This window comes from Psychromonas sp. CD1 (assembly GCF_002239585.1).
Classification (GTDB): domain Bacteria; phylum Pseudomonadota; class Gammaproteobacteria; order Enterobacterales; family Psychromonadaceae; genus Psychromonas.
The window spans coordinates 953,755-980,478 of sequence record NZ_NDFH01000003.1; the positions used below are offsets into that span (position 1 = coordinate 953,755).

Consider the following 26,724-nt stretch of genomic DNA (forward strand, 5'->3'; position numbering starts at 1 on the left):
ACATGAAATTACTTATTATTGAAGATTCAGAGCCGTTACGCCGCAGTTTAATGGTCGGGTTTAAACATTTAGGATTTAGTGTCGATACTAGTGCCGATGGCTCCGAAGGACTTAGCATGGCCTTAACCAATGACTATGATTTTATTCTGTTAGATTTAATGTTGCCTCATGTCGATGGTATAAGCCTATTAAAAACCCTCAGAAAAATGGGAAAACAAGCTAAGGTCATTGTTTTATCTGCAAAGTCCTTATCCTCAGATAAAATAGAAGCACTTTTATCGGGTGCAGATGATTATATGACTAAGCCTTTTTCTTTTGATGAATTACACGCACGGATTTTATCGATTGCACGTCGCGGACTTATCACTAATAAAAACAATAAAATATCAATTTCACTCTTTACGTTAGATCTTTTAACCAAAACACTCACCTACAAAACGCAATTAATTAACCTCACAAAAAATGAATTTTTAATCATTGAATGTTTGTTTTTATCTGCGGGCCGAGTCATCAATATCGAACAAATAAGTGAAGCTGTCGCGGGCTCCTTTGAAAGTCTCTCTAAGAATTGTATTGAAGCGCACCTTTCAACCATCCGAAAAAAAATACGCAAATTTAGCAATGAGCCTTTGATTCAAAACAAACGTGGGTTTGGTTATTTTGTGAGCAAAAAAAATGCGATCAATTAAACAAAGCTTAGTCAAGAAAATCACCGTCATGATTGCCTGTATCTTCGGTTTTACTTTTTTTATTATTGATCAAAATATAGATAACTTAGCATTAGAGACCTTCGAGAGTTCATTGATAGAAAAATCTAATTACATGAAATCATTAGCTTATATAAGCGATTCAGGACTCTCATTTAATTTAAAAAACGAATATTTAACAGAATTTTCAAGCGCACAGAACACACAATATTTCCAACTTTGGCATAAAAAAACAACGATACGCTCCGCCTCATTACAAGTCCTACCCGATGTCGATTTATTCCACTCTAAAATCCCATTAGACAACTATAAAATATATGATGTGACATTACCAGATGGACGCGCAGGAAAAAGTATTGTTTGTCATTTTTCAGCACAAAAAGCATTTTTTTTGAAAAATAAGGCTTCTTCATTAGATACTTCCGTATACATGACACTTGCAGTGCCAGCTTCGCGTATTCTTTTTATTGAACACTTAATTGATGCAATCTTACTCGCCAGCTTTTTTTTGAGCGTTTTATTTATGCGCTATGCATTGATCCATTTAATAACACAGAGTCTTTTCCCTTTATTTCAACTCATTGAGCAACTTAAAAGTATTGATATCAGCGCAGGGAGATCAAAACTACCTGATTCAACCTTAAAAATAGAAGAGATTGAACCGATTAGAGCTGATTTAAATCATTTTATTCAAAGCAATTATAATTTACTCAAAAAAGAGAAGCGACTCGGTGCAGATATAGCACATGAATTGAAAACGCCTATTGCAGAATTAATTAGCCTCAGCGAAATATTAATAAAATATCCAGATGAACCTTGCATCGCATCAACATATAAAGAGGATGTGCTCAATATTTCACTCAAAATGAAAGGCCTAGTAAATAATTTATTATTGCTACACCAGAGTGCATCCCCTAACTTTAGCCTATCCCCTAGTGAGCTTTCTCTGCCTGATTTTATCAGCACTCTACTTCGAGAATTAGCCTTTAAATATAGCAATATTAAACAGCGTATTACACTCTTAAATAAATGCGCACATACAACTATTCACATAGATACTTTTAGCTTGCATATTATCCTTATCAATTTACTTGATAACGCCTTATTTTATAGCCCTAATAACTCTAAAATATTATTTGCAATTATTAAAAACAAGAAAAACCAAATAGAAGTTAGTATCGAAAATGAGCTTGTATCTCCTTTTGTAAATGACGAATTAATACAATTAAATGAACCCTTATTTCGCGTCGATAACGCACGTAACACGAACAATCGTCATGGGCTAGGTTTATCCATTGTGCAGAACATTTGTGACCGAAATAAACTGGCATTAAAAATAACACAAAAAGATAATCTGCATATTAAATTTTCTTTTAGTCTAAATAAAAAATAGAAAGCAGAACATGTTTCCTCACCTATCCATAAATACAATGATGTGTTTCCTCACCTATCCATAAATACAATGATGTTATACTACAATGTCTAAAACCGATAAATCAATCAAAGTGGTACACTATGAAACCTAGTATGACCGGACTTAAGCGTATTTGTTTTGCAACTAAATATTCATTACAAGGCTTAAAAGCAGCATGGATAAATGAAGCTGCCTTTCGACAAGAATTACTTCTTTTCATTATATTTGCAGCGATAACATGTCTGCTTCCCGTCAGTAATCTCGAACAACTCGCATTGATTGCTTGTTTATTTTTAGTGCTCATAGTAGAGCTTATCAATTCAGCTATCGAAGCTATCGTAGACAGAATTGGTCCTGAAATACATGAGTTGAGTGGCAGGGCAAAAGATATTGGCTCCGCAAGTGTTTTCCTCGCTCTACTTTTAACCATATTTACATGGGTAATGATTCTATTGCCAAAGGTAGGGATATAAACCGTTTGAAAAATCAAAAAACAAACACATCATAAAATATGTTTGTTTTTAATCACTTAGATATGAAACAAGGACTCTATTGACAATCCTTGTTGTGAAAGAACCTCACGTAAACATTTTAAGGCTTCCACTTGAATTTGTCGTACACGTTCTCTGGTTAAACCAATTTCTCGACCTACATTTTCAAGCGTTGCAGCCTCATAGCCTAACAGACCAAAACGTCTTGCTAACACTTCTCGTTGTTTAGGATTTAAATCTTCAAGCCATTCAATGATACGTAATTTCATGTCTTCATTTTGTAATTCATTTTCAGGAATGATTTCTTTTCTATCAGGAATGATATCGAGTAATTCTTTATCTGAGTTATTACCGATGGGAATATCTACGGAACTAATCCGTTCATTAAGCTTTAATATTTTAGACACATCTTTGGCTGGCACATCTAAAGAAAGAGCGATATCTTCAGCGGTTGGCTCATGAGTTAGTGAATGAGATAACTCTCTCGCGGTTCTTAAATAAACATTTAAGCGTTTTACAATATGAATAGGTAATCGTATCGTCCGAGTTTGATTCATTATCGCGCGTTCAATCGTTTGTCTTATCCACCACGTTGCATAGGTTGAGAAACGAAAGCCTTTTTCAGGATCAAACTTTTCAACAGCCCTGATCAAGCCTAAATTACCCTCTTCAACAAGATCTAAAAGAGATAAGCCTCTATTAGTATAACGACGCGATATCTTCACTACGAGTCGTAAATTGCTTTCAATCATACGTTTACGGGCAACATCATCACCACGCAAAGAACGCCGAGCATAATAGACTTCTTCAGGCGCTGTTAATAGAGGCGTGAATCCAATTTCACTAAGATACAATTGTGTTGCATCCATCACCTTTGGCCCTAGACTCGCTTTATCCTTCGTTTTTTTTACTGTTTTTACCGCTCTCGTCATTATCGCAAGACCCCTTTATTAAATATATTTATTAACTCTCCATAGAGAGCTATAACCTTATCTAAAGACAATATTTACGAGAGAATAGCCTTGCTAAAACCTAACGTTCTGGCAAATAACGTTCTGGATCGACAGACTTACCCCTATAACGGATCTCAAAATGTAAAAATACATTGTTTGTTCCACTATCTCCCATTGTAGCAATTTTCTGGCCAACTTTAATTGATTCATTTTCATGCACTAATAGTTTTTCATTATGTGCATAAGCACTTAAATAATCATAACTATGTTTAATAATAATTAAATTACCATAACCACGTAGCCCACTACCAGCATAAACTACTATGCCAGACGCGGCCGCATATATCGCGGTGCCTCGTTTATCCTTTAAACTAATTCCTTTCATTCCTGATTGAGAAGCAGAAAATATTTTAATCAACTTTCCTTTTGTTGGCCATTGCCAAACACTTACTTTCCCCCTATTGAGAGTCACTTTTTTATCAATAGAATGTTTAGCATAAACTGTTGCTTTTTTCTGCACAAGTCCTTTATGTACTTTTTTGATAGTACTTTGGCTTTGATGCACTCTTTTCTTTGATTTTTTCAAACTTTCGTAATATAGCTCACGCTTTTTAGAAGATGATGTAACGGATACACTGCCTTTTTTAAGCTCTGGAACTAATATTAAAACCTGTCCAAGATAAATAGTATACGGAGAAGAAAGGTGATTATTTCTTATTAATACTTTTATAGACAGGTTATTAACCCAAGCAATGCCATATAGCGTATCCCATTTTTGTACGGTATACGTTGAATTATCTGATTTTTTTACGTTATGTCTTTGAAATTCACTTAACGTTAAATCACTTATTGGAGCTTGCCACTTTCCCGATGAGCATCCAACGATAAAAAAACTTAAAATAAAAACACAAAAAAAATAACGCATCGCTAATACTTCATAAATAAATATAAAGCAACTGCACTAAGCACCACAAGCCAACCTAATAAATCGATATATTTACTTAATTTCTTTTCCATTCTATGCCCCCCAAAAACCATTAAAGCAACCACCAAGAAAAAACGCATTGCACGTCCAATCAAAGCAATAAAAATAAAGGGCCAAAATGCCATGGCTACGACCCCTGCTGTGATCGTGAATATTTTAAAAGGAATAGGCGTAAAACTGGCAATAAAAATCACCATGACGCCCCATTTAGCAAACCAGTCCTGTGCATTTAACATCGGCTCTTGATAGTGCATAAACTCAATAAAAGGCACCACCACAGGAGTGTATAAAAGTTGCCCTATATAATAGCCAACAGCGCCCCCTAACACAGAGAAAAATGTGGCACCAAATGCAAATTTCCATGCGTATTGACGTTTAGAAAGAGCCATTGGCGCTAACATAATATCAACCGGAATAGGCCAAAAAATGGATTCTATAAAAGCCATAAAATACAGATAATACGGCGCATGTTTATGCTGAGAATAAAACATAACTTTTTTGTACAATGGAGAAAATATTTTCACTATCATTCTCGTTAATTTAATAAGGTATAGCTAACCAATGAGCGAGAAGTTGTAATTGCTCATTTACGGTTAAATCAATTTTTAAACGTGCCTCTAACATCTGAAACACTGTAATATATTTTCAAGTATCTGCACAGCATAAGCACTAGTTGAAAATATTATTCATCCGCCAATACATAGCGATCAAGCATAAAGTACATTGTGCTCCCTTCTTGTCGAACTCCCTAATATCGTTCTTTTTTCTTTTTTCTTAAAAGTAACAATGCAAAGCCCTAGTGAAGATAGCCCTTTATCATTACTTAACCCTAAATTTATTTAATTAGTTCACGTAAAATACTTGTTGCATAACAACCCGATGTTAAATAAAAATTTATCGTCACTGTATTTTCATTCTGCCAAAGCGCAGAGAACTGCTCTGCAAACAATAGTAATGGTCGACGCGCTTGTTTTAAACCATTTTTAGCAAGTCCAGCTTGCAATGAAGAATAAGACTTTAAGTTTTCCATTTCATAGTCTAATGCCTTAAACTCGGAGGTTAATTCTCCCGCACCCCACAATGGGCCAGTTAAACATATTTCCCTATCTTTTAGCCTTGTAAAGGCTTCGTCATTAAGCTCTGTTAATGGGAAAAAGGAACGATTACCCACAAACTGCACACAATCACCTAAAAGTGGTATATTATAAATACCATCTTTAATACGCACCGATAACAGGTGATTAAAAAGATAGCTACGCGCAGCACTTAAATACATACCACGTTTAAACCTATCTTTTATTTTCCGCCCTGCAAACATATATTCAGCAGCTTGCACATTAAACCCATCGAAACCAAAACGTTGTTCACCAAAATAGTTAGGTACGCCTTTTTGTATATTAACAAAAGCTTTCTCGAGTAGAGCTTTATCACTCACATCCCGTAATGTGATGGAAAAATAATTACCCGCTAATGCACCCGTTTTAATTTTTTTATGATGCCGGATAACTTTATGAATGATCACCCCAGGAGAGCTAAACAAACTAAAATCTGGCGTTATCTTTCCTGGGATATGCAATGAAAACCACTGCCATGTGTCTGCTTGTCTATCTTTAAGACCTGCATAACTGACATTACGCGCAGGAATACCAGCAAACTTTGCCAATTGTCGCGCCAAATATTGCGTGTTTTCTCCTACTTTTTGTACCCATAAACAAACATGCTCACCCTCACCAGTTAAAACAAAACCTAAATCTTCACGGACAACAAAATCAGCACAAGATTGCTTATAAAGAGCATGGGCTTTAATTTCTCCATACAAAAAACTAAAATCAAGACTAAATGTATTATTTGATATTTCTTCTTTCATTTTTAAATTTCAACACTCTGTTTAAGTAATAACGTTACCGCATGTGTAGCGATACCTTCTTTACGCCCAATATATCCAAGCTTTTCAGTCGTCGTTGCTTTTACATTTATTTTATCTATGTGCACATCAACTAAGCCCGCTATTTCTGCGCGCATCCTATCTATAAAGGGGGACATTTTAGGCGCTTCCGCAATAATACTAATATCTATATTCCCTATTTTATAGCCTCTATCTTGCACTAAACAGAAAACTTTTTTTAATAATTCACGGCTATCTACACCCGCATATTGCGCATCCGTATCCGGAAAATGTCGACCAATATCTCCTAGTGCAAGTGCACCTAACAATGCATCACACAATGCATGTAACGCAACATCACCATCAGAATGTGCCAGTAATCCTTGCTCGTACGGTATTTTTATGCCCGCAATAGTTATTGGTCCATCTCCACCAAACTTATGTACGTCAAAGCCATGCCCTATACGGATCATAAGATTATCCTTTTAAATAAAATTCCGCTAATTTCAAATCTGCAGGACAAGTGATTTTTAAATTGTCCATCCGTCCTTCAATAAGTTGTACTGGTACACCATAATATTCCATTGCAGAAGCTTCATCAGTGATGTCATTAGTACCTCGCACAGCTAAAATCGCTTTGATTAACAAACCATTATTAAACATTTGTGGTGTTAATGCATGCCATAAATTTTCACGTGCCACTGTTTTTAAAATCTGATTTTGTGCATTTGTACGTTTCATCGTATCGCACACTTTTGAGGCTAAAATGGCGCCCTGCCCCGTTTTTAATACATGTTGGATCAATTTATCTACATCCGATTTCTTTAAACAAGGTCGAGCAGCATCGTGCACTAAGACATACTCATCTTTTTCGATTTTCTGTAACCCAGCCAAAACAGAATCGACTCGCTCAGCTCCCCCCTCTACAATCTCGATTTTCGGATGTTGAGCGATACTTAAATATTTAAACCATATATCATCGTGTGCGAGCGACACGATAATACGGTGAATGTTTGGGTGGGCAATGAAGGGAGCTAAACTATATTCGATAATGCTTTGGTCTAATATTTTTAAATATTGTTTAGGAATTTTTGCCCCTACACGCTGACCGATTCCGGCAGCTGGGATAACAACGGTAAAATTCAAAAAACACCTCTTTTAATTTTTTTTGGGGATAATACGGAAAAAAGTTTCGCCTTCTTTGATCAAACCTAATTCATTGCGAGCACGTTCTTCAATCGCCCCTTCACCTTGACTTAAATCTTTGATTTCAGCAAACATTCGCTGATTACGCTTTATTAATTCAGCATTACTTTTAATGGCCAAAGCCACTTCGTCCACTAAAACCTTATGTTCTTGCATGCCATTTTTCCCCCACCAAAGATGGTATTGCTCAAGCGCAAAGATAAACACCAATATCATAAAAAATAAACGCATACAATAGATCTCCATCTAAATAACTATTTTTGCATATTAATAATAAAAAAGATAAAAAAGATTTAAATTAACTCTGTTTCTTATAAAAAATCCCCGCCTAAGCGAGGATTTTTATTTAAACAAATATACGTTTAAATTTAGAAATTAAATGTACCTTTAACTTCAGCAAGGCCACGGTAAGGTGCTTTGTCACCTAGAGCTTCTTCAATACGTAAAAGTTGGTTGTATTTAGCAACACGATCACTACGACTTAAAGAGCCAGTTTTGATTTGTCCTGCAGCAGTACCAACAGCTAAATCAGCAATTGTTGAATCTTCAGTTTCACCTGAACGATGCGAAATAATCGCTGTAAATCCAGCATCTTTCGCCATTTTAATTGCAGCTAACGTTTCAGTTAACGTACCAATTTGGTTAAATTTAATCAAGATTGAGTTAGTAATACCTTCTCTTATCCCACGCGCAAGGATCTTAGTATTTGTAACGAACAAATCATCACCAACTAGTTGGATTCTATCACCAAGTAGTTCTGTTTGATGTTTGAAACCATCCCAATCAGACTCATCGAGACCATCTTCAATAGATACAATTGGATACTCATTAACAAGACCTTCAAGAAACACATTAAACTCTTTAGCTGTGAATGTTTTACCTTCACCTTTAAGCTCATATAAACCTGTTTCTTGATTGTAAAATTCAGATGCTGCACAATCCATCGCTAACGTGATGTCTTTACCTAGTACGTAACCCGCATTTTCAACCGCTTCTTTAATTGCGGCAAGCGCTGCTGCATTTGACTCAAGATTTGGAGCAAAACCACCTTCATCACCAACCGCTGTACTATGGCCTTGAGATTTAAGAACTTTAGCCAGACTATGAAATACTTCAGCACCCATACGTAGACCTTCACGGAAAGTCGTTGCGCCAACAGGTTGGATCATAAACTCTTGAATATCTACAGAGTTATCCGCATGCTCACCACCATTGATAATATTCATCATAGGAAGAGGCATAGAATAAACACCAGGAGTACCATTTAGATCAGCAATATGTGCATACAAAGGTACTTTTTTAGAAATAGCAGCTGCTTTTGCAGTAGCAAGAGAAACAGCAAGAATAGCATTCGCACCAAACGTCGCTTTATTTTCAGTTCCATCTAAGTCAATCATAATTTGATCGATCTCAGCTTGAGAAATTGCATTTTTACCCATCAATGCTTTAGCAATTGGACCATTAACCGCTGCAACTGCTTTAAGAACACCTTTACCTAAGTAACGAGATTTGTCACCGTCGCGCAATTCTAACGCTTCACGTGAACCAGTAGAAGCACCTGATGGCGCAGCTGCCATACCAATAGAGCCATCATCCAAATGAACTTCAGCTTCTACTGTTGGATTGCCACGTGAATCCATAATTTCACGACCTAGTACTTTTACGATATTAGACATAATGTTTCCTTTAAGTATTTAAAAATATGTAAATTTGTCACTAAAATAATATTCTATGTGTAATTTTCTAACAAAACGGAATGTTCTGTCAACTACAAACTAATTAAATCGTCCTTGTTGATGATCTATCGCAGATTTTATAAAACCTTTAAATAACGGATGTCCATCACGAGGCGTTGAAGTAAACTCGGGATGAAACTGCACGGCAACGAACCAAGGATGATCTGGAATTTCGATGATTTCAACTAATTTTTTATCTGCAGATAAGCCTGTAATCGAAAGACCCGCATTTTTCAGCTCAGGTAAATATTTGTTATTCACCTCATAACGATGACGATGGCGTTCAAATATTTCTTTCTTACCATACATTTCAAATACTTTAGATCCAGATTGCAAATGACATTTTTGTGCACCAACACGCATGGTACCGCCAAGATCAGAAGTTGCACTGCGCTTTTCAACATCACCAGAATTATCAACCCACTCAGTTATCAAACCAATAACAGGCTGTTTAGTATCCGCTTTAAATTCGGTAGAGTGTGCGTCTTTAAGTCCTGCCACATTACGTGCAAATTCAATTAATGCGACTTGCATGCCTAAACAAATACCTAAGTAAGGGATATTATTTTCACGAGCATACTGCGCGGCTAAAATTTTACCTTCAATACCACGGGTTCCAAAACCACCGGGAACTAAAATAGCATCTAGCCCTTCTAAAACACTATTACCTTTAACTTCAACATCTTGAGAGTCAATGTATTTAATGTTAACTTTTGTAGCATTTTTCAAACCACCATGTTTCAATGCTTCATTCACTGATTTATAAGCATCTGGTAATTCAATATATTTACCCACCATACCTATAACCACTTCATGTGATGTGTTGGCTTCTTCTGATACTACTTTTTCCCATTCACTCAAATCCGCTTCTGGACATTTAAAACCAAAACGTTGCACACAAAGCTCATCTAAACCTTGTGCCTTTAATAGTGCAGGAATTTTATAAATAGAATCTACATCACGTAATGAAATGACATTTTTATCTTGTACATTACAAAACAGTGCAACTTTTGCACGTTCATTCGCAGGAAAAGCAACTTCACTACGACAAATTAAAATATCAGGTTGAATACCTAAACTGCGCAATTCCTTGACCGAGTGCTGCGTAGGTTTCGTTTTAACTTCACCTGCCGTTTTTAAATACGGTAATAACGTCAAATGCACATACATTGCATTTTCATGGCCAACTTTCAAACCTAACTGACGAATCGCTTCGATAAATGGTTGTGATTCAATGTCCCCAACCGTGCCACCTAACTCAACGATAGCAACGTCATGGCCCTCACCACCAGCAACTATACGCGCTTGTATCTCATTAGTAATATGCGGAATAACTTGAATCGTCGCCCCTAAATAATCTCCGCGACGCTCTTTAGCTAGCACATCAGAGTAAATTCGTCCCGTCGTAAAGTTATTACGCTTGGTCATACGTGTACGAATAAAACGTTCGTAATGACCTAAATCAAGATCAGTCTCTGCACCATCGTCCGTTACAAAAACTTCACCATGTTGTATTGGACTCATGGTTCCTGGATCTACATTAATGTAGGGGTCTAATTTTAAAATAGTTACATCTAAGCCACGAGCTTCTAAAATAGCAGCCAGTGAACCTGCTGTAATACCTTTACCAAGCGATGAAACCACGCCACCTGTCACGAAAATATATTTTGTCGTCATAATAACCTTGAGCATTTAGGAATAATTGTAGTTTGTTGTACGGTTATTCTGATTTATTTAATCCCGTACGGATGGAGAAGTAGTATAACAAACAGAAGTTCGACAATCTACTTCACAGTTTTAATAATGAAAAATAATATTGCCAATCAAACTTTTTACCCGGATCTTGTTTCCGCCGAGGCGCGATATCGCTATGCGCAGCTATGCGTGTATTATTTATTCGTGGATAGTTTAATTTTATCTGATCCGTTAATTTTGCCAATGCATGATACTGCGCGTTTGTATAAGAAGAGTAAACCGTACCTTCTAATTCAATACCAATCGAGTAATCATTACACTTAGACACCCCCATAAACGAGGAGTCTCCAGCGTGCCAAGCACGTAAAGAAAAAGGCACATATTGTTGGATATGCCCATCTCGATAAATAACACAATGTGCCGAAACTTGTAAGTTTTGTAAAATACTAAAACTAGAATGTGTTTGGCAGTCTAATCTACCCATAAATAGATCATGTATTGCGCCTCCCGCATAGTGTCCTTCAGGCAAACTAATACAATGGATGACTAATAAACTTATGACGCTTTTTTCTGGACGCGCATCACAAAATGGGCTTTTAAATTTTTTAGCACGTTGATAGCGTCCATATTCATCTATTTTATTCACGGTAATTGCCTCCTTTTATATAATAGCGAGTTAAGGTACTCCACACGTTTAAAGCTAAAACGCATATCTATTAGTAAGACGCTCCTTTAAATACATTTTAGCATGACCTAAAATAGTGCTAATTATTGAGTCAAAGTATAGATTTAAATAGATACTAGCTTTTATTTTCGGTATATTTCACATAAAAAAGGTGCTAATTTAAGCACCTTTTTTTAAACTAAGCAGATAAAAAGCTTATTCCCACTCAATCGTTGCAGGAGGTTTACCCGACACATCATAAACCACTCGAGATATTCCATCGATTTCATTAATGATCCGATTTGATACATGCCCAATTAAATCATATGGGAGATGCGACCAACGTGCGGTCATAAAATCAATGGTTTCAACACAACGCAGTGCAACCACCCAATCATATTTCCGACAATCCCCCATGACACCTACCGAACGTACCGGTAAAAACACCACAAACGCTTGGCTCACTTTATGATAGAGGTCAGCTTTATGTAATTCTTCAATAAAAATAGCATCAGCACGACGTAACAGATCGCAATATTCTTTTTTCACTTCACCTAAAACGCGCACGCCCAACCCAGGACCTGGAAAAGGATGACGGTAAAGCATATCATGTGGCAAACCTAGCTCTAATCCTATTTTACGTACTTCATCTTTAAAAAGCTCACGCAAAGGTTCGACTAAACCTAGTGCCATATCATCCGGTAAACCACCCACATTGTGATGAGATTTAATAACATGTGCTTTCCCATTTTTAGTGGCTGCAGACTCAATTACATCAGGGTAAATAGTACCTTGTGCCAGCCATTTTGCATTATTGAGCTTTTTAGATTCTTCATCAAAAATTTCAATAAAAACACGGCCAATAATTTTACGTTTTGCTTCAGGATCAGCAACGCCCACCATCGCATCTAAGAAACGAGATTCAGCCTTAACATGTACTATTTTCAAACCAAATCGGCCAGCAAACATATCCATCACTTGCTGCCCTTCATCAAGGCGTAGTAATCCATTATCAACGAAAACACACGTTAACTTATCACCAATAGCACGTTGTAATAACATGGCTACCACCGAAGAATCCACACCTCCGGAGAGACCTAAAATAACCTCATCATCACCTATTTGGGTTTTCATTCGTTCGATAGCATCGTCTATTATCGACGCAGACGTCCACAGTGTTGAACACCCACAAATATCTACCACAAAATTACGTAACATACGTTCGCCTTGGCGTGTATGAGTTACTTCTGGATGAAATTGCACACCATAAAAGTTTTTTTCTATGTGCGCTATTGCGGCAAATTCACAAGTAGCAGTATTGGCTAATGTCACGAATCCACTTGGAATAGACGACACCTTATCACCATGGCTCATCCATACATCTAATAAACTTTTACTATCATCGGCAACATCATCTTCGAGGCCAGCAAAAAAATTAGACGCATGTTGTACTTTGACTTGTGCATAACCAAATTCACCTTCTCCGGTGCCTTGGATAACACTACCACCTAATTGTTCAGACATTGTTTGCATACCATAACAAATGCCTAAAACGGGAATGCCAGCATTAAATACATATTCTGGAGCGCGGGGTGAGTTAAGCGCAGTCACACTCTCTGGCCCACCAGCAAGAATGATACCCGTAGGAGAGAACTCTTTGATATCCGCAGCGCACACATCCCAGCTCCAAAGCTCACAATAAACACCAATTTCTCGTACTCGGCGAGCAATTAGTTGCGTATACTGAGAACCAAAATCTAAAATTAAAATACGTTGCTTATGGATATTTGTTGTCATTATTAATCCTTTAAAAAATAATAAAAGAGAGTTCCCCCTCTTTTATTGATAATACTTGTACGGGGATTAGCCCTTAAATATTTACATGCGTTAAGATTTTAACTACCTGTACGATAATTCGGTGCTTCTTTTGTGATAGCCACATCATGCACGTGGCTTTCGCCCATTCCAGCACTGGTTATTTTTACAAACATGGCTTTCGTATTCATTTCTTTAATTGTTGCACACCCAGTCAGTCCCATTGATGAACGTACGCCACCCATCTGCTGATGAATTATCTCTTTGACTTTACCTTTATACGCAACGCGACCTTCAATACCCTCGGGTACCAATTTATCCGACGCGTTATCACTTTGAAAATATCTATCGGATGAACCTTTGGACATTGCGGCGAGCGATCCCATACCGCGGTAAGATTTAAAAGAGCGTCCTTGGAATAAAATTATTTCTCCAGGGGACTCTTCAGTACCTGCGAACATCCCCCCCATCATGACGCATGAGGCTCCCGCTGCAAGCGCCTTAGCGATATCGCCTGAAAAACGGATACCACCATCAGCAATGACAGGAATACCCGTACCTTTAAGTGCGTCAACCGCATCAGAAATAGCCGTCAGTTGTGGAACGCCCACGCCTGTCACAATACGTGTAGTACAAATAGAGCCTGGGCCTATTCCTACTTTAACCGCATTACAACCCGCAGCCACTAAGGCTTTAGCCCCATCTCCGGTCGCCACATTACCCCCTACAATCTGTAAGTCAGGGTAACTCGCACGCGTTGCTTTTATTCGATCTAATACACCTTGAGAGTGCCCATGTGAAGAGTCGATTAATAATACATCTACACCAGCTTCAACTAAAGCATCAATACGCTTTTCATTGCCAGCACTCGCACCCACCGCAGCACCAACACGTAACCGACCCAACGAATCCTTACACGCATTAGGTTTACGCTCTGCTTTTCGAAAATCTTTAACGGTGATCATACCTTGTAATTTAAAGTTTTCATCAACCAACAAGACCTTTTCAATACGTTTTGAATGCATTAAAGCTTCAATTTCATCACGCTCAGTATTAGGTCGCGCAGTAACAAGATTTTCTTTAATAGTCATTACATCAGAAACACATTTATTCAAATCTGTTTCAAATAAAACGTCTCGACCTGTAATAATACCCACTAACATCCCAGAAGATTCAATCACAGGATAACCAGCAAAACCATGCTTTTCAGTTAATGCTTTTATTTCATATAAGGTTGTTGTAGGGGAAACCGTGATAGGATTTGCAACAACACCACTTTCATGAATTTTAACTAAACGTACTTGCTCAGCTTGTACTTCAATTGACATGTTTTTATGGATAAAACCGATACCACCTTCTTGTGCCAATGCAATCGCAAAACGCGCTTCGGTAACGGTATCCATCGCGGCGGAGACGACAGGAATGTTCAATGTTATAGAGGGTGTTAATAGTGTTTTTAAATCAGCAGTATTAGGTAGAACAGTTGACAGGGCGGGGACTAATAACACATCATCAAATGTTAATGCTTCTTTGGCTATTCTTAGCATGTTGCAATATCTCACTTATAGTTGGGAGGATTGATCAATACCTTTGCTCTGGGTATTATATTGCTGAAGGAGTATATTGCAGTACTAGCGCAAATGCAAGTATAATTTCCAGAATGGTGATCTGCATCACTAAATATAGAAGGTAAGTCCACTTTAGAAGTTTAATTTACACTTTCTTTTGCTTAAATTATAAAGATGTTAATATCAGATCTCTTTACTAGCACTCAACTTTAATTTTCCATATAACAAGATGAGTAATACTGCTCATTAATTCAATTGTTTGACTTAAAGAATTGGTCCATTAAACATTTGAAAATGCTTCTTATCTACGAATAATGATAATTAAAATGAACTCAGAAAATAAAAACATTTATAGTGTGACACGTCTTAATCGCGCAGCAAAATCTCTTTTAGAGAATGGCTTAGGTTTTATTTGGCTCTCTGCAGAAATATCAAACTTAACCATCGCCATTTCTGGTCATTGGTATTTCACCTTAAAGGATCATGGTGCCCAAGTGAAATGCGCTATGTTTAAAGGCAGTAATAGGCACACACACTTTACACCTAAACACGGCCAACAAGTTCTGGTCAGAGGTAAACTCAGCCTTTATGAAGCACGTGGCGACTATCAATTAATCATTGAAAGTATGCAAGCTGAAGGCGATGGAGCCTTAAAAAAACAATTTGAAGCACTAAAATGCCAACTTGCTAGCGAAGGTCTGTTTTCTACTAAACAGAAAAAGATATTACCTCATATTATCCAACGTATCGGGATTATTACCTCTACAACTGGCGCAGCTTTGTTTGATATATTAAGTGTTTTAAAGCGTAGAGATCCTCGTTTACAAGTGATAATTTATCCGAGTTTAGTACAAGGACAAAGTAGTGCCGCCTCTATTGTTACACAAATTCAATTGGCTAATGCTCGCAATGAATGCGACCTTTTAATTGTTGGTAGAGGGGGTGGCTCATTAGAGGATTTAGCTTGTTTTAATGACATCCAAGTTGCTTATGCTATTTTTAAAAGCAACCTCCCGATAATAAGTGCTGTCGGCCATGAAATAGACGTCACTATTAGCGATTTTGTCGCAGATATTAGAGCTGCAACCCCGTCTGCAGCAGCTGAACTTGTGAGTCAAAATAAAACATTTGTTATCTCACAACTTTCAACATTAGTTTCTCATTTACAACGCGCTATCTCAACTTATATACAGCATGATGTTCACCAACATAGCCTTCTACAAGAAAAGTTAAAACAACAAGATCCACAACATAAATTACAACAAAAAAAATTAATGACCGATGAGTTAAGTCTACGTTTAAGCTATGCTATACAACAGACAATCAGTAAAGCATCTCAAAAAAATGCAACGTTCAATGCAAGTTTACGCCAATGTAGCCCACAAAGAATCGTTGCGTTAAGTCAGCAAAAACAGATTCAATTACACTCACATTTACAAACTAGCTTACTTAATTATTTCAAGAAAAAGCAAATGCATTTACACTCAAAAATGGCTCAGCTAAATGCTGTAAGTCCCCTTGCAACTCTCGCTCGAGGCTACGCTATAGTTAAAAATGCACAAGGTAAAGTGGTAACTGATGTTACGACACTCGAGAATGAAAGCTATATCAACATTCACTTTTCAAAAGGGGAAGTACAAGCAAAAATCATTAAATAAACACTGATGATATAAGGGGATATCTCCTTGTTTAAACGCCATTCACGCGAATTTAAACAAGGAACGTTGTACACATACATTTCAAATGCCTATTGACGCACTAAATAATCCCCTACTCCAATCCATTTGTAAGTGGTTAATGCTTGTAAACCCATAGGCCCACGTGCATGTAATTTTTGCGTCGATACGGCTACTTCAGAGCCTAATCCAAACTGACCACCATCTGTAAAACGGGTGCTAGCATTGACATATACCACGGCCGAATTAACGGCATTAATAAATTTGTTCGTTTGCCTAAGATCATTACTTAAAATACCATCGCTATGCTGTGAGCTAAATTCACGAATATGCTCTAATGCAGCATTTAAGTCGCTCACCACTTTTATACTTAGATGTAAAGACAACCATTCTCGAGAAAAATCATTTTCTTGCGCAGCGATCGCGGCATCACCTAAAATTGCTTTTGCCTTTTCTTCTGCCACTAAGGTCACGCCTAACGGGACGAGGCGATTAGCTAATTTATTTAAAAATTGAGGTGCAATACTAGCATCGACCAATAATGTATCAAGCGCATTACATACCGCGGGCCGTTGTACTTTAGCATTTTCTATAATGGCCAACGCTTTTTCAAAATCCGCGGTTTTTTCAACATATAAATGGCAAATACCAATGCCCCCTATAATTACCGGAATATTACTGTTTTCTTTACAAAATCGTTGTAACCCTGCATTACCACGTGGAATAATCATATCCACGTATTTATCCATTTTAAGTAATTGTGCCACCAAAGCTCTGTCTGTATTATCTATGTATTGTACCGCGGCTTTCGGTAATCCAGCGGCGCCTAATGCTTCTTGGATAATTTTCACTAAAACAATATTTGAATAAATTGTTTCTTTCCCTCCACGTAAAATACAAGCATTACCCGTTTTTAAACAAAGTGTTGCAATATCAATCGTGACATTCGGACGCGCTTCATAAATAACCCCAATCACACCAATCGGCACCCGGCGTTTACATAACCTCAATGTATTTTCAAGTACTTGGCTATCAAACTCCTCTCCCACAGGGTCTTTTAATCGAATAACTTGTCGCAAGTCACTAATAATATTAGATAGTCTATCGGCATCTAGAAGGAGACGATCTAATAAAGCATCGCTTAATCCAGCTTCTATTCCTGCATCAATATCTTTCTTATTAGCGTCTAAAATCAAAGGTTGCTGCGCCTCTAGTGCACTGGCGATAAACTCAAGAGCCTCATTTTTTTTATGACTATCTAAGAGAGCCAATTCATAACTCGCCTGTTGCGCTCGTTTCCCAATTTCTAATAAATTCATATTCAATTCCTTATGCTCTCACGCATATCCTTAGGCGATTTTATTTCTTATTTACAATAATACTAAATCATCTCGATGTATGACAACACTTCCATGTTCATAACCTAAACACGACTCAATCAAGTGCGAGTGTATGCCTTTGATTTTATTGATATCTATGCTTTTATAACGTACTACACCTCGCGCCAGAGATTTCCCATTCACATCACAAATAAATACTACAGAGCCTCGTACAAATTTATCTTGTATGGAGAGTATGCCTTTGGCTAATAAGCTACTACCTGATTTAAGTAAGGCATGTGAGGCCCCCGCATCAATAATAATTTTACCCGCAATACGTGACCCCGCAAATATCCAATTTTTACGTTTTTCTAAACGATTTTTAAGTGTACTAAAACGCGTTCCTACCGATTTATTATGTAGTGCATCAATGATGACATTTTCACGAAACCCCGACGCGATAATAACCTCTATACCCGCACCATTGGCAACCGTCGCAGATTCGATTTTTGTTGCCATGCCACCAACACCTAATCCCCCAACACTGCCACCCGCTAAGGCATGTATGGCATCATTGATTTCCGTTATCTCTGGGATTAATTTTGCATTTTTATCAAAACGAGGATCGGCTGTAAACAAACCTTTTTGATCGGTTAAGAGTAACAGTTGCTCCGCATCCGCAAGTAAAGCCACCAACGCGGATAAATTATCATTATCCCCCACTTTTATTTCACTGGTTGCCACAGCATCATTCTCATTAATGAGGGGAATGATATTATATTTTAAAAGTGTTTTTAGGGTATCGCGTGCATTTAAAAATCGAACTCGATCATCTAAATCTGCTCGCGTTAATAACATTTGTCCCACATGTATTGAATAAATTCTAAATAACGCTTCCCATTCTTTGATCAGTTGTCCTTGTCCAACCGCTGCATACATCTGTTTATTTGCAATGGTCGCTTTAATATCTGGAAAGCCTAAATATTCTTTTCCCGCGGCGATAGCCCCTGAGGTTACGACTACTATATGATGCCCTTGCTTATGTAATAATGCACATTGACGCACAATCTCTAACATATGCGCTCTATCAAGTTTATTAGTACCTCGGGTCAAAACACTTGTACCCAGTTTAACAACTATTGTTTTTTTATTGATTTTCATAGACTTTTATTTTCTTATAAAAAAACAGCAACAATATGTCGCTGTTTTTTTAATGTGTTACCTGTGTTAATGACTCTTTTATTTAGAATTTATTACGCTTATCAAACTTCCGTTAATATCGCTTCGCGAGCGCATAGAGAGGTGCCAGTATCTTCTTCAATTAATGTTTTAATCTTTAATAAAAAAAGTTCAAATGCAGTGTCCACTTGTTTTTTATCTTCTTTTTTTAGTTTACAGACAACCCAATCACCTTCTTTATTATACATTCCATCAAAACGTTCATATTCAAATCCCGTATCCACTCGATAGAGCATTGCCCACCAACCATAAAACTCACGCTCTTCCGGCAAAGCCGTGGCATCAACACATACCTCTAAACAATCAAAAAAGAAACTATCTTCTGTCGATTTTAATTTACGAAAATAAGGGCCTAAATCGGTAAATAACTTAAATAATCGCCCTCTTGATGGCATTTTTTTTATGCTCGCAGTCATGTCTTAGCTCCTATAGAATTTAATATAATAAAAAACTTACCATTCACTAACGCAGATGTCTTGCTAACCATTGAGCAGAATAACTCAACGAGTTCAAATATGATGTAAAAATAGGGGGTTTATCAAGGATCTGAGTTTCCCCTTCTCGACTTGCTCTTGCAATGGCCTTTAAATCTTTATCGTCGCATAGCATATCATGCTTATGACCAATACTTAAAAAAGGTGTATTTATACGTTTACGTGCTAACAATCCCTGTTTAATCAGCGAAAAAGGAATGCACTGTGGATATAGCTGCGTAATATCTGAGCTATTAAGTTGTAAACGTGAAGCAAAACAGTCTAATAATACTGGGGGGAGCTCTTTAAATTTTTCAATATCATCAAATATAGAAGACACTGTCGCTCCCACTGAAACCACTGATTTAACTGCTTTTGGCTCTAAGAATGCAAGTCGGATTGCAATATTCCCACCAAAACGCATGCCCATTAACGCGATCTTCGTTTGATCAACCCAGGGGACTTTTTTCATGTAATTAACAATAGCTTGATGTAATTGTGAAGAATCTTGCGTCAGCTTTATTTGTGATGAAAAACCTATGCCAGGAATGTCGACGGTTAACATAGCGATACCTACAGGCGCGAGATCCTTTTCAAACAATGGATACAGGTCGCATTGCAACATATCTATTCCACCACTTACAATAACGAGTGGATGAATATGCTCAGTATGAGGTAAATGTAAATAACAAATAATTTCTTTCCCTTGAAAGGGAATTTTAATCTCTTTTAAAATCGTTTTGCTATTGTATTTAAATGACTCTCGATAATTATTAAATGCCAATACTTGCGCCTGTATGCTTAATTCATCACCTTTTAAATGTGGGTAACTTGCCACACTATAAAATTGAGATGCAATATAAAAAGCTTTTTGAGCAGCACTGTCATCACCATCTAGGGCAAACTTCTTTGCCTTTTTTTGATAAAACATGCCTTTTTGTGTCCACTCATAAGTCCAATTTCCAGAACGATATCCAATCACAGTATCAATAATCTCAGCATGACTACGTTGCTGTTTAGATGCTGAGATTTTAGCAAGAACATCATAACAGTCAATCATCTCAAGACCTTGCCAAGACCATAGTAAAAATTTAAGTAAACGATACCAACCAGAACGTCCTTCTGCATCATCCGATGAATCCGCTACTTTTTTATTTTTTTTTGTCAAAGAATTAGCGATAATGGTAGAAGTTTCTTGTACATGGCGTTTTTGTGCAAAAAGTATTTTAGATAAATTCTCAGACATAAGTTACTCAGCAAATTAAAATTTAAAAGAATATATATATTACACATAACTAACAATGCCAAATAACAAATAATTTATCACTGTTTTATCTATATTTTCGAATATTATGCTAGTTGTTTTTTGCTCATCTAAAATCTACTATTTTTTTTGATAATGACTCTCAGTTAAAAATAGCCTACAGCCTATTCAGATTAAATATAAGAAACGTATACGGTTATTTTTTTAGAATCTTAGCATGGATCCCGCTCTTTTTCTCATCTTAAATAATAGGAATTAATTGCACACATAAACAATGTAAATACTTAACTTGTTAATTGTTCAAAATGCAATAAAACATTTTCTTCGCCCAACAATTTAGACATCCCAAAGAGAAGTTCATCGTTCGGTGTCACCGACCAAGCTAAGCCAAGCGTTAATTCTGTTCGTGCCTTTTCCTGCGTATATTCTATATGTACAGGGCATAATCCCCCCTTTGCCACTTGTAAAATATTTTTAAAACGCATTTTAAAATCATCGGGTATATTTTTTTTATTTATTTTCAAACGTAGCTTTGACGCAAAACGCTCACGTGCTTGATCCATGCTCAGCACTTCACGCGCATTCATTTTAAGACCACCATTAAAAAAATCTTCACTAACTTGCCCTTGTAATACAACCAATTTATCAACAACTAATAACTCCTCGTATTGATCTAAAAGATCGGCAAATAGCGTAATATCAATACGGGCTGTTTTATCGTCTAAGGTTAATATTCCCATGCGTTTTCCAGCTTTAGTCACCATTACTCGCATGCCAATAATAAGCCCCGCAATACGGCTATTCTGACCTCGACGATCACTGCTTAAATCAACAATTGGCTTACAGTGAAAAGCGCGTATATGGTTTGCATACTGATTAATAGGATGACCGGTTAGATATAACCCTAGCGTTTCTTTTTCACCCGCTAACCACTGTTTTTCCGGCCATTTTTCAACTTGTGAAAATTTATTTTCAATATCATCACTATCGGTCGTTAACACACCAAATAAATCACACTGCCCACAAGCTTCCGCTTTTTTATGCTGCGTTGCAGAAGCTAATGCTAACGGTAAATTAACCATTAAAGCTGCCCTATGTGGGCCTAAATTATCTAATGCTCCCGCTAATATTAACTTTTCTAAAATACGTTTGCCACAATGCTTTAAGTCTATTCGATTACAAAAATCAAAGAGATCAGTAAAGGTTCCACCTTCATTACGAGCTTTTATAATGGCATTAATCGGTCCCTCTCCCACACCTTTAATTGCACCAATACCATAAATAATACGTTGGTTTTTATCAACCTTAAATTTAAATAAGCCTTCGTTAACATCAGGAGGGCAAAGGTTAAGATCCATACGCTGACACTCGGCAACCAAAATAACGACTTTTTCAGTATTATCCATATCAGCCGAGAGTACCGCCGCCATAAAATATGCTGGATAAAAAGTTTTCATCCAAAGGGTTTGATAAGATACTAATGCGTATGCCGCTGAATGTGATTTATTAAAACCATACCCAGCAAACTTTTCTACCAGATCAAAGATTTTCATGGCGAGTTCGCCATCTACACCATTATTTATTGCGCCTTGCTCAAAAGTACTACGCTGTTTAGCCATCTCTTCTGGTTTCTTTTTACCCATTGCACGGCGTAACATATCTGCGCCACCGAGCGTATATCCAGATAATATTTGAGCAATTTGCATAACTTGCTCTTGATACAAAATAATACCATAAGTCGGATCTAATATTTCTTTGAGTGATTCATGTTGCCATTTTTCATCTGGATAAGAGACCGCTTCTCTGCCATGTTTCCGCTCGATAAAGTTATCGACCATGCCAGAGCCTAATGGGCCAGGTCTAAATAGTGCAACTAAAGCTATCATATCTTCGAAAGAATCAGGCTGTAGGCGCCGAATAAGATCTTTCATGCCACGTGACTCAAGCTGAAACACGGATGTGGTTTCATAGCGCTTTAACAATTCAAAGCATTTAGGCTCAGTCAGACTAATGCGCTCTATTTCAATTTGAGCTTCACCATTTTCTCTTTTATGTGCATTGAGCATATCCAACGCCCATTGAATAATGGTCAATGTACGTAAGCCTAAAAAATCGAATTTAACTAGCCCTGCTGTTTCAACATCATTTTTGTCAAACTGAGTAACGGGGTTATTGCCTTCATCATCGCAATACAACGGTGAAAAATCGGTGATGGTTGTCGGTGAAATAACTACCCCACCAGCATGCTTACCTGCATTACGAATAGTTCCTTCTAAAATTCGGCACATATCAATAAGATCGCGAACGTCCTCACTGCCATCATACCGCTCTTGTAAACGAGGCTCTTCTACGAAAGCTTTAGTCAACGTCATGCCCGGGGTAAGAGGCACTAATTTAGAAATGCTATCCACAAATCCATAAGCATGACCTAGAACTCTGCCGACATCCCGAATAACAGCTTTAGCTGCCATCGTACCAAAAGTGATAATTTGCGAAACCGCATCACGACCATATAATTGCGCGACGTGCTCTATTACTTCATCGCGCCTATCCATGCAAAAATCAATATCGAAATCCGGCATTGAAACCCGCTCTGGATTTAGAAACCGTTCAAAAAGCAAATCGAATTTTAAGGGATCTATATCCGTAATGTTGAGTGCATAAGCAACGAGAGAGCCTGCACCACTGCCTCGACCCGGCCCAACGGGTATCCCATTATCTTTACTCCACTGAATAAATTCCATTACAATTAAGAAATAACCAGGAAAACCCATTGCATTAATAACATCGAGTTCAATTTCCAAACGCTCATCATAAGGCTTGCGTATTTGTGCAAAATTAACACTGTTCTTGTCAAAGAGAAAATCTAATCTTGCTTCTAAACCAATGCGAGAAACACCAATAAAATAATCATTAATAGGCTTCCCATTTGTTGGGAAATCAGGTAAAAAACATTGCCCTAAACGTAAGGTAACATTACATCGTTTAGCTATTTCAACACTATTTTGTAATGCTTCAGGAATATCTGAAAATAATTCACACATCTCTTGTGCGCTACGTAAATATTGCTCGTCACTATAGTCTTTAGGACGACGTTCATCACCTAATGTATAACCTTGATTAATACATACTCGAATAATATGTGCATCAAATAATTTCTTTTCTGCGAAAACTACCTGATTCGTCGCGACAACAGGTAATTGATTCTTTTCTGCCCAATTTAAGGCTAGATGTAAATAAGTTTCTTCTTCAAATCTACCTGTACGAATAAGCTCAATATAATAGCGCTGCGCAAAATAAGTTTGATAAAAACAAGTTATTTCCGATGCGACGTCAACACGTCCCTTCAATAACATTTTGCCCAAATCACCTTCTTTTGCTCCGGATAATAAAATAAGATCTTGATTATATTCTTTTAGCCAATCTTGATCCAAAATAGCGCGACCACCAACATGACCTCGACAATAAGCTTTGGATATCAACTCAGTTATGTTTTTATAACCTGTATTGCTCATCGCCAATATCGTAATACGAAATTGTTCCCCTTCTAAGAGTTTGCTTTGCACCCAAAAATCAGCCCCGATAAGTGGCTTGATGCCTGCATCATGCGCTGCGGTATAAAATTTAACTAAACCACAAAAATTAGTTTGATCAGTTAAAGCCATTGCGGGCATATTCATAGCGACTGTTTTGGCAATTAACGGTTTTACTTTAGTTAAACCATCGACCATTGAAAAGTCACTGTGTACTCTTAAATGAATAAATTTAGGATCGGAGATCACACTGGATTCGGACATAGAGCTTCCATTTGCTACGGCATTAATTATTTTAGTTCTGACAGAGAGGTTATAACAAACCTAATACTTTTTTTACTGGTTTAAAACTTTTTCGATATTCATCAATAGGCCCATATTTTTGTAAGGCTTCTATATGTGCTTTGGTTGGGTAACCTTTATGCTTCGCGAATCCATATTGTGGATACCGAGCATCAAGCTCTCGCATTTCTCTATCTCGAGTCACTTTTGCAATAATAGATGCAGCACTTATCTGTGCAACACGTGCATCACCTTGCACAATCGCTTCACTTGGCATCATTAATGATGGACAACGATTACCATCGATAAAAACAAAATTTGGTTGAATAGTCAGACCTTGTACTGCACGTTGCATCGCCAGCATTGTTGCATGTAATATATTCAAGGTATCTATTTCTTCCGGCGATGCTCGCCCAATAGAGATACATAACGCTTTTTCTTGGATCTCATCAAATAAAAATGCTAATTTTTTTTCACTTAATTTTTTAGAGTCAGCAAGGCCCTCTATCGGTTTTTTTGCATTTAAAATTACCGCGGCGGTGACAACATCTCCGACCAATGGTCCTCGACCAACTTCGTCAACACCTGCAATAAAAGCAACATCAGGATAAATAATATCTGATAAAACGTTATTTTTTTTACTCATTTTCACTCTCTAATAATTTTATCACGGCCAACGCCGCTTGCTTATCTGCATTACATTTTATTTTCTTATGTAATTGTGTAAACGTCTGTACCATGTCCACACCACCACCACCGATTAAGTACTCTAATTCTTTTTGCATATTATCAACAGTACAATCATGCTGATTTAATTCCTTAACAATTTCTCTATCGGCAATTAAATTTGGTAAAGAAGTATACTTAACACTTGAGAGTGATTTAACAATAAAATAAGTCAATGCACTGACTTTGTAAGCAACCACCATTGGAACTTTCGCCAGCATAGCTTCTAAAGCCGCAGTGCCAGATGCCAATAAAACGAGATCTGCAGATTGTAATATATCGCTAGAATGACCATCGTATAATGTGATGGGAAGATCTTTCGCTATTTCCTTTATGAGCAACTTAAACTGTTCTTTACGTCGCGCATTAACCATAGGAACAATAAAGCGATACTCCGGATGCTTTTTATAAATACGCTTCGCGCATTCTAAAAATAACGGTCCTAACATCGAGATTTCGGCTTTCCGACTACCTGGCAAAATCGCCAACAACTTATCGTTTTCATTTAGATTCAAAGCATTACGAGCTTTAGATTTGTTGCGAATTAAAGGTAATTGATCCGCCAGCGTATGTCCAATAAATTGGCATGGCACATTAAAACGATCATAAAAAGCTTTTTCAAAGGGTAAAAAAGCCAAAACCAAATCTGTAGCTTTCGCGATTTTATGAATACGCCATTGCTTCCATGCCCAGACAGAAGGACTCACATAATGAATCGTTTTAATACCTTGCTGTTTTAATTTTAATTCAACAGTTAAATTAAAGTCAGGTGCATCAATCCCAATAAATATATCTGGAGGATTAGCAATAAAGTGCTCAATGATAGACTTGCGGATGCTTAAAATACTGCGCAATTTACCTAAAACTTCAACAAATCCCATTACCGATAGCGCTTCTAAAGGGTGCAATGAAATACAGCCTTGGGCGAGCATTTTAGGTCCAGCTATTCCTTCAAAAACGGCATCTGGATAATGCACTTTTAATGCTTTTATTAACCCTTCACCTAAAATATCCCCCGAGGATTCTCCTGCGACAAGGCCAATGCGTAATACTTTTTTCATAAAATCCTCTGTAAAAAAAAGGCTCTGAGAGC

Annotated in this window: 23 protein-coding genes; 4 read left to right on the top strand and 19 right to left on the bottom strand. The window is 37.2% G+C overall.

The window, feature by feature from the left end; translation table 11 throughout:
• The first annotated feature begins 2 nt into the window (after positions 1 to 2).
• The 3 genes from B8W84_RS05905 to B8W84_RS05915 all read left to right on the top strand — a co-directional run bounded on the left by B8W84_RS05905 (position 3) and on the right by B8W84_RS05915 (position 2,594).
• Positions 3 to 689 carry a response regulator transcription factor gene (locus tag B8W84_RS05905; protein WP_094752349.1) on the top strand — a complete coding sequence of 229 codons (687 nt, stop codon included), beginning with the start codon at positions 3 to 5 and terminating at the stop codon, positions 687 to 689.
• Positions 676 to 2,100, top strand: a complete 1,425-nt coding sequence (locus B8W84_RS05910) for a sensor histidine kinase (RefSeq protein WP_094752350.1) — start codon at positions 676 to 678, stop codon at positions 2,098 to 2,100. Before B8W84_RS05905 ends, B8W84_RS05910 begins: the two co-directional genes overlap by 14 nt.
• Before the next feature lie 122 nt (positions 2,101 to 2,222).
• Positions 2,223 to 2,594 carry a diacylglycerol kinase gene (locus B8W84_RS05915; RefSeq protein ID WP_094752351.1) on the top strand — a complete coding sequence of 124 codons (372 nt, stop codon included), beginning with the start codon at positions 2,223 to 2,225 and terminating at the stop codon, positions 2,592 to 2,594.
• A 56-nt stretch (positions 2,595 to 2,650) separates the two neighbouring features.
• Here the strand turns inward: B8W84_RS05915 and rpoS are convergent, their stop codons facing one another.
• The 12 genes from rpoS to guaB form a co-directional block, all read right to left on the bottom strand.
• A complete protein-coding gene (gene rpoS / locus B8W84_RS05920; RefSeq protein WP_219349770.1) occupies positions 2,651 to 3,544 on the bottom strand; it encodes an RNA polymerase sigma factor RpoS in 894 nt (297 codons plus the stop codon).
• Positions 3,545 to 3,644: 100 nt separating this feature from the next.
• Positions 3,645 to 4,490: a peptidoglycan DD-metalloendopeptidase family protein gene (locus tag B8W84_RS05925; RefSeq protein ID WP_094752352.1), complete on the bottom strand. Its 846-nt coding sequence runs from the start codon at positions 4,488 to 4,490 to the stop codon at positions 3,645 to 3,647.
• 2 nt (positions 4,491 to 4,492) lie between these two features.
• Positions 4,493 to 5,074 (bottom strand): YqaA family protein, encoded by a 582-nt coding sequence (locus tag B8W84_RS05930; protein WP_094752353.1) that lies wholly within the window; start codon positions 5,072 to 5,074, stop codon positions 4,493 to 4,495.
• Positions 5,075 to 5,385: 311 nt separating this feature from the next.
• Entirely contained in the window at positions 5,386 to 6,417 is a 1,032-nt protein-coding gene (truD, locus tag B8W84_RS05935; RefSeq protein ID WP_094752354.1) for a tRNA pseudouridine(13) synthase TruD, read from the bottom strand.
• Between the two features lie 2 nt (positions 6,418 to 6,419).
• Positions 6,420 to 6,908 carry a 2-C-methyl-D-erythritol 2,4-cyclodiphosphate synthase gene (gene ispF / locus B8W84_RS05940; RefSeq protein ID WP_094752355.1) on the bottom strand — a complete coding sequence of 163 codons (489 nt, stop codon included), beginning with the start codon at positions 6,906 to 6,908 and terminating at the stop codon, positions 6,420 to 6,422.
• A 4-nt stretch (positions 6,909 to 6,912) separates the two neighbouring features.
• Positions 6,913 to 7,581: a 2-C-methyl-D-erythritol 4-phosphate cytidylyltransferase gene (gene ispD / locus B8W84_RS05945; RefSeq protein ID WP_094752356.1), complete on the bottom strand. Its 669-nt coding sequence runs from the start codon at positions 7,579 to 7,581 to the stop codon at positions 6,913 to 6,915.
• Between the two features lie 12 nt (positions 7,582 to 7,593).
• The gene (gene ftsB / locus B8W84_RS05950) at positions 7,594 to 7,872 is read right to left on the bottom strand and encodes a cell division protein FtsB (protein ID WP_094752357.1); all 279 of its coding nucleotides are present in this window, start codon (positions 7,870 to 7,872) and stop codon (positions 7,594 to 7,596) included.
• A gap of 137 nt (positions 7,873 to 8,009) precedes the next feature.
• Entirely contained in the window at positions 8,010 to 9,317 is a 1,308-nt protein-coding gene (gene eno / locus B8W84_RS05955) for a phosphopyruvate hydratase (protein WP_094752358.1), read from the bottom strand.
• A 99-nt stretch (positions 9,318 to 9,416) separates the two neighbouring features.
• Entirely contained in the window at positions 9,417 to 11,054 is a 1,638-nt protein-coding gene (locus B8W84_RS05960; protein WP_094752359.1) for a CTP synthase, read from the bottom strand.
• 112 nt (positions 11,055 to 11,166) lie between these two features.
• Positions 11,167 to 11,718, bottom strand: coding sequence for a 1,6-anhydro-N-acetylmuramyl-L-alanine amidase AmpD (gene ampD, locus B8W84_RS05965; RefSeq protein ID WP_094752360.1), 552 nt, complete (start codon positions 11,716 to 11,718; stop codon positions 11,167 to 11,169).
• Positions 11,719 to 11,952: 234 nt separating this feature from the next.
• The gene (gene guaA / locus B8W84_RS05970; protein WP_094752361.1) at positions 11,953 to 13,533 is read right to left on the bottom strand and encodes a glutamine-hydrolyzing GMP synthase; all 1,581 of its coding nucleotides are present in this window, start codon (positions 13,531 to 13,533) and stop codon (positions 11,953 to 11,955) included.
• 98 nt (positions 13,534 to 13,631) lie between these two features.
• Complete coding sequence (gene guaB, locus B8W84_RS05975) at positions 13,632 to 15,098, bottom strand: IMP dehydrogenase (RefSeq protein ID WP_094752362.1); 1,467 nt, start codon at positions 15,096 to 15,098, stop codon at positions 13,632 to 13,634.
• A gap of 347 nt (positions 15,099 to 15,445) precedes the next feature.
• Here guaB and xseA point away from each other — a divergent pair, with 347 nt between their 5' ends.
• On the top strand, positions 15,446 to 16,777 hold the full coding sequence (gene xseA, locus B8W84_RS05980; protein ID WP_094752363.1) for an exodeoxyribonuclease VII large subunit: 1,332 nt from the start codon (positions 15,446 to 15,448) through the stop codon (positions 16,775 to 16,777).
• A gap of 89 nt (positions 16,778 to 16,866) precedes the next feature.
• Here xseA and B8W84_RS05985 read toward each other — a convergent pair whose 3' ends face one another.
• The 7 genes from B8W84_RS05985 to lpxB form a co-directional block, all read right to left on the bottom strand.
• A complete protein-coding gene (locus tag B8W84_RS05985; RefSeq protein ID WP_094752364.1) occupies positions 16,867 to 18,114 on the bottom strand; it encodes a glutamate-5-semialdehyde dehydrogenase in 1,248 nt (415 codons plus the stop codon).
• Positions 18,115 to 18,165: 51 nt separating this feature from the next.
• On the bottom strand, positions 18,166 to 19,275 hold the full coding sequence (proB, locus tag B8W84_RS05990; protein WP_094752365.1) for a glutamate 5-kinase: 1,110 nt from the start codon (positions 19,273 to 19,275) through the stop codon (positions 18,166 to 18,168).
• A gap of 101 nt (positions 19,276 to 19,376) precedes the next feature.
• Entirely contained in the window at positions 19,377 to 19,769 is a 393-nt protein-coding gene (gene crl / locus B8W84_RS05995) for a sigma factor-binding protein Crl (protein ID WP_094752366.1), read from the bottom strand.
• A 46-nt stretch (positions 19,770 to 19,815) separates the two neighbouring features.
• A complete protein-coding gene (frsA, locus tag B8W84_RS06000; RefSeq protein WP_094752367.1) occupies positions 19,816 to 21,072 on the bottom strand; it encodes an esterase FrsA in 1,257 nt (418 codons plus the stop codon).
• 302 nt (positions 21,073 to 21,374) lie between these two features.
• Positions 21,375 to 24,869, bottom strand: coding sequence for a DNA polymerase III subunit alpha (gene dnaE, locus B8W84_RS06005; protein ID WP_180706057.1), 3,495 nt, complete (start codon positions 24,867 to 24,869; stop codon positions 21,375 to 21,377).
• Between the two features lie 67 nt (positions 24,870 to 24,936).
• Positions 24,937 to 25,551 carry a ribonuclease HII gene (gene rnhB, locus B8W84_RS06010; RefSeq protein WP_094752369.1) on the bottom strand — a complete coding sequence of 205 codons (615 nt, stop codon included), beginning with the start codon at positions 25,549 to 25,551 and terminating at the stop codon, positions 24,937 to 24,939.
• Complete coding sequence (lpxB, locus tag B8W84_RS06015; protein WP_094752370.1) at positions 25,544 to 26,692, bottom strand: lipid-A-disaccharide synthase; 1,149 nt, start codon at positions 26,690 to 26,692, stop codon at positions 25,544 to 25,546. Before lpxB ends, rnhB begins: the two co-directional genes overlap by 8 nt.
• Positions 26,693 to 26,724: the final 32 nt, after the last annotated feature.

Excerpts from the sequence above, each read along its gene's own strand:
- B8W84_RS05905 (WP_094752349.1), top strand. The coding sequence starts at position 3 with ATGAAATTACTTATTATTGAAGATTCAGAGCCGTTACGCCGCAGTTTA.
- B8W84_RS05910 (WP_094752350.1), top strand. The coding sequence starts at position 676 with ATGCGATCAATTAAACAAAGCTTAGTCAAGAAAATCACCGTCATGATT.
- B8W84_RS05915 (WP_094752351.1), top strand. The coding sequence starts at position 2,223 with ATGAAACCTAGTATGACCGGACTTAAGCGTATTTGTTTTGCAACTAAA.
- rpoS (WP_219349770.1), bottom strand. The coding sequence starts at position 3,544 with ATGACGAGAGCGGTAAAAACAGTAAAAAAAACGAAGGATAAAGCGAGT.
- B8W84_RS05925 (WP_094752352.1), bottom strand. The coding sequence starts at position 4,490 with ATGCGTTATTTTTTTTGTGTTTTTATTTTAAGTTTTTTTATCGTTGGA.
- truD (WP_094752354.1), bottom strand. The coding sequence starts at position 6,417 with ATGAAAGAAGAAATATCAAATAATACATTTAGTCTTGATTTTAGTTTT.
- ispF (WP_094752355.1), bottom strand. The coding sequence starts at position 6,908 with ATGATCCGTATAGGGCATGGCTTTGACGTACATAAGTTTGGTGGAGAT.
- ftsB (WP_094752357.1), bottom strand. The coding sequence starts at position 7,872 with ATGCGTTTATTTTTTATGATATTGGTGTTTATCTTTGCGCTTGAGCAA.
- eno (WP_094752358.1), bottom strand. The coding sequence starts at position 9,317 with ATGTCTAATATCGTAAAAGTACTAGGTCGTGAAATTATGGATTCACGT.
- B8W84_RS05960 (WP_094752359.1), bottom strand. The coding sequence starts at position 11,054 with ATGACGACAAAATATATTTTCGTGACAGGTGGCGTGGTTTCATCGCTT.
- guaA (WP_094752361.1), bottom strand. The coding sequence starts at position 13,533 with ATGACAACAAATATCCATAAGCAACGTATTTTAATTTTAGATTTTGGT.
- guaB (WP_094752362.1), bottom strand. The coding sequence starts at position 15,098 with ATGCTAAGAATAGCCAAAGAAGCATTAACATTTGATGATGTGTTATTA.
- xseA (WP_094752363.1), top strand. The coding sequence starts at position 15,446 with ATGAACTCAGAAAATAAAAACATTTATAGTGTGACACGTCTTAATCGC.
- B8W84_RS05985 (WP_094752364.1), bottom strand. The coding sequence starts at position 18,114 with ATGAATTTATTAGAAATTGGGAAACGAGCGCAACAGGCGAGTTATGAA.
- proB (WP_094752365.1), bottom strand. The coding sequence starts at position 19,275 with ATGAAAATCAATAAAAAAACAATAGTTGTTAAACTGGGTACAAGTGTT.
- crl (WP_094752366.1), bottom strand. The coding sequence starts at position 19,769 with ATGACTGCGAGCATAAAAAAAATGCCATCAAGAGGGCGATTATTTAAG.
- frsA (WP_094752367.1), bottom strand. The coding sequence starts at position 21,072 with ATGTCTGAGAATTTATCTAAAATACTTTTTGCACAAAAACGCCATGTA.
- rnhB (WP_094752369.1), bottom strand. The coding sequence starts at position 25,551 with ATGAGTAAAAAAAATAACGTTTTATCAGATATTATTTATCCTGATGTT.
- lpxB (WP_094752370.1), bottom strand. The coding sequence starts at position 26,692 with ATGAAAAAAGTATTACGCATTGGCCTTGTCGCAGGAGAATCCTCGGGG.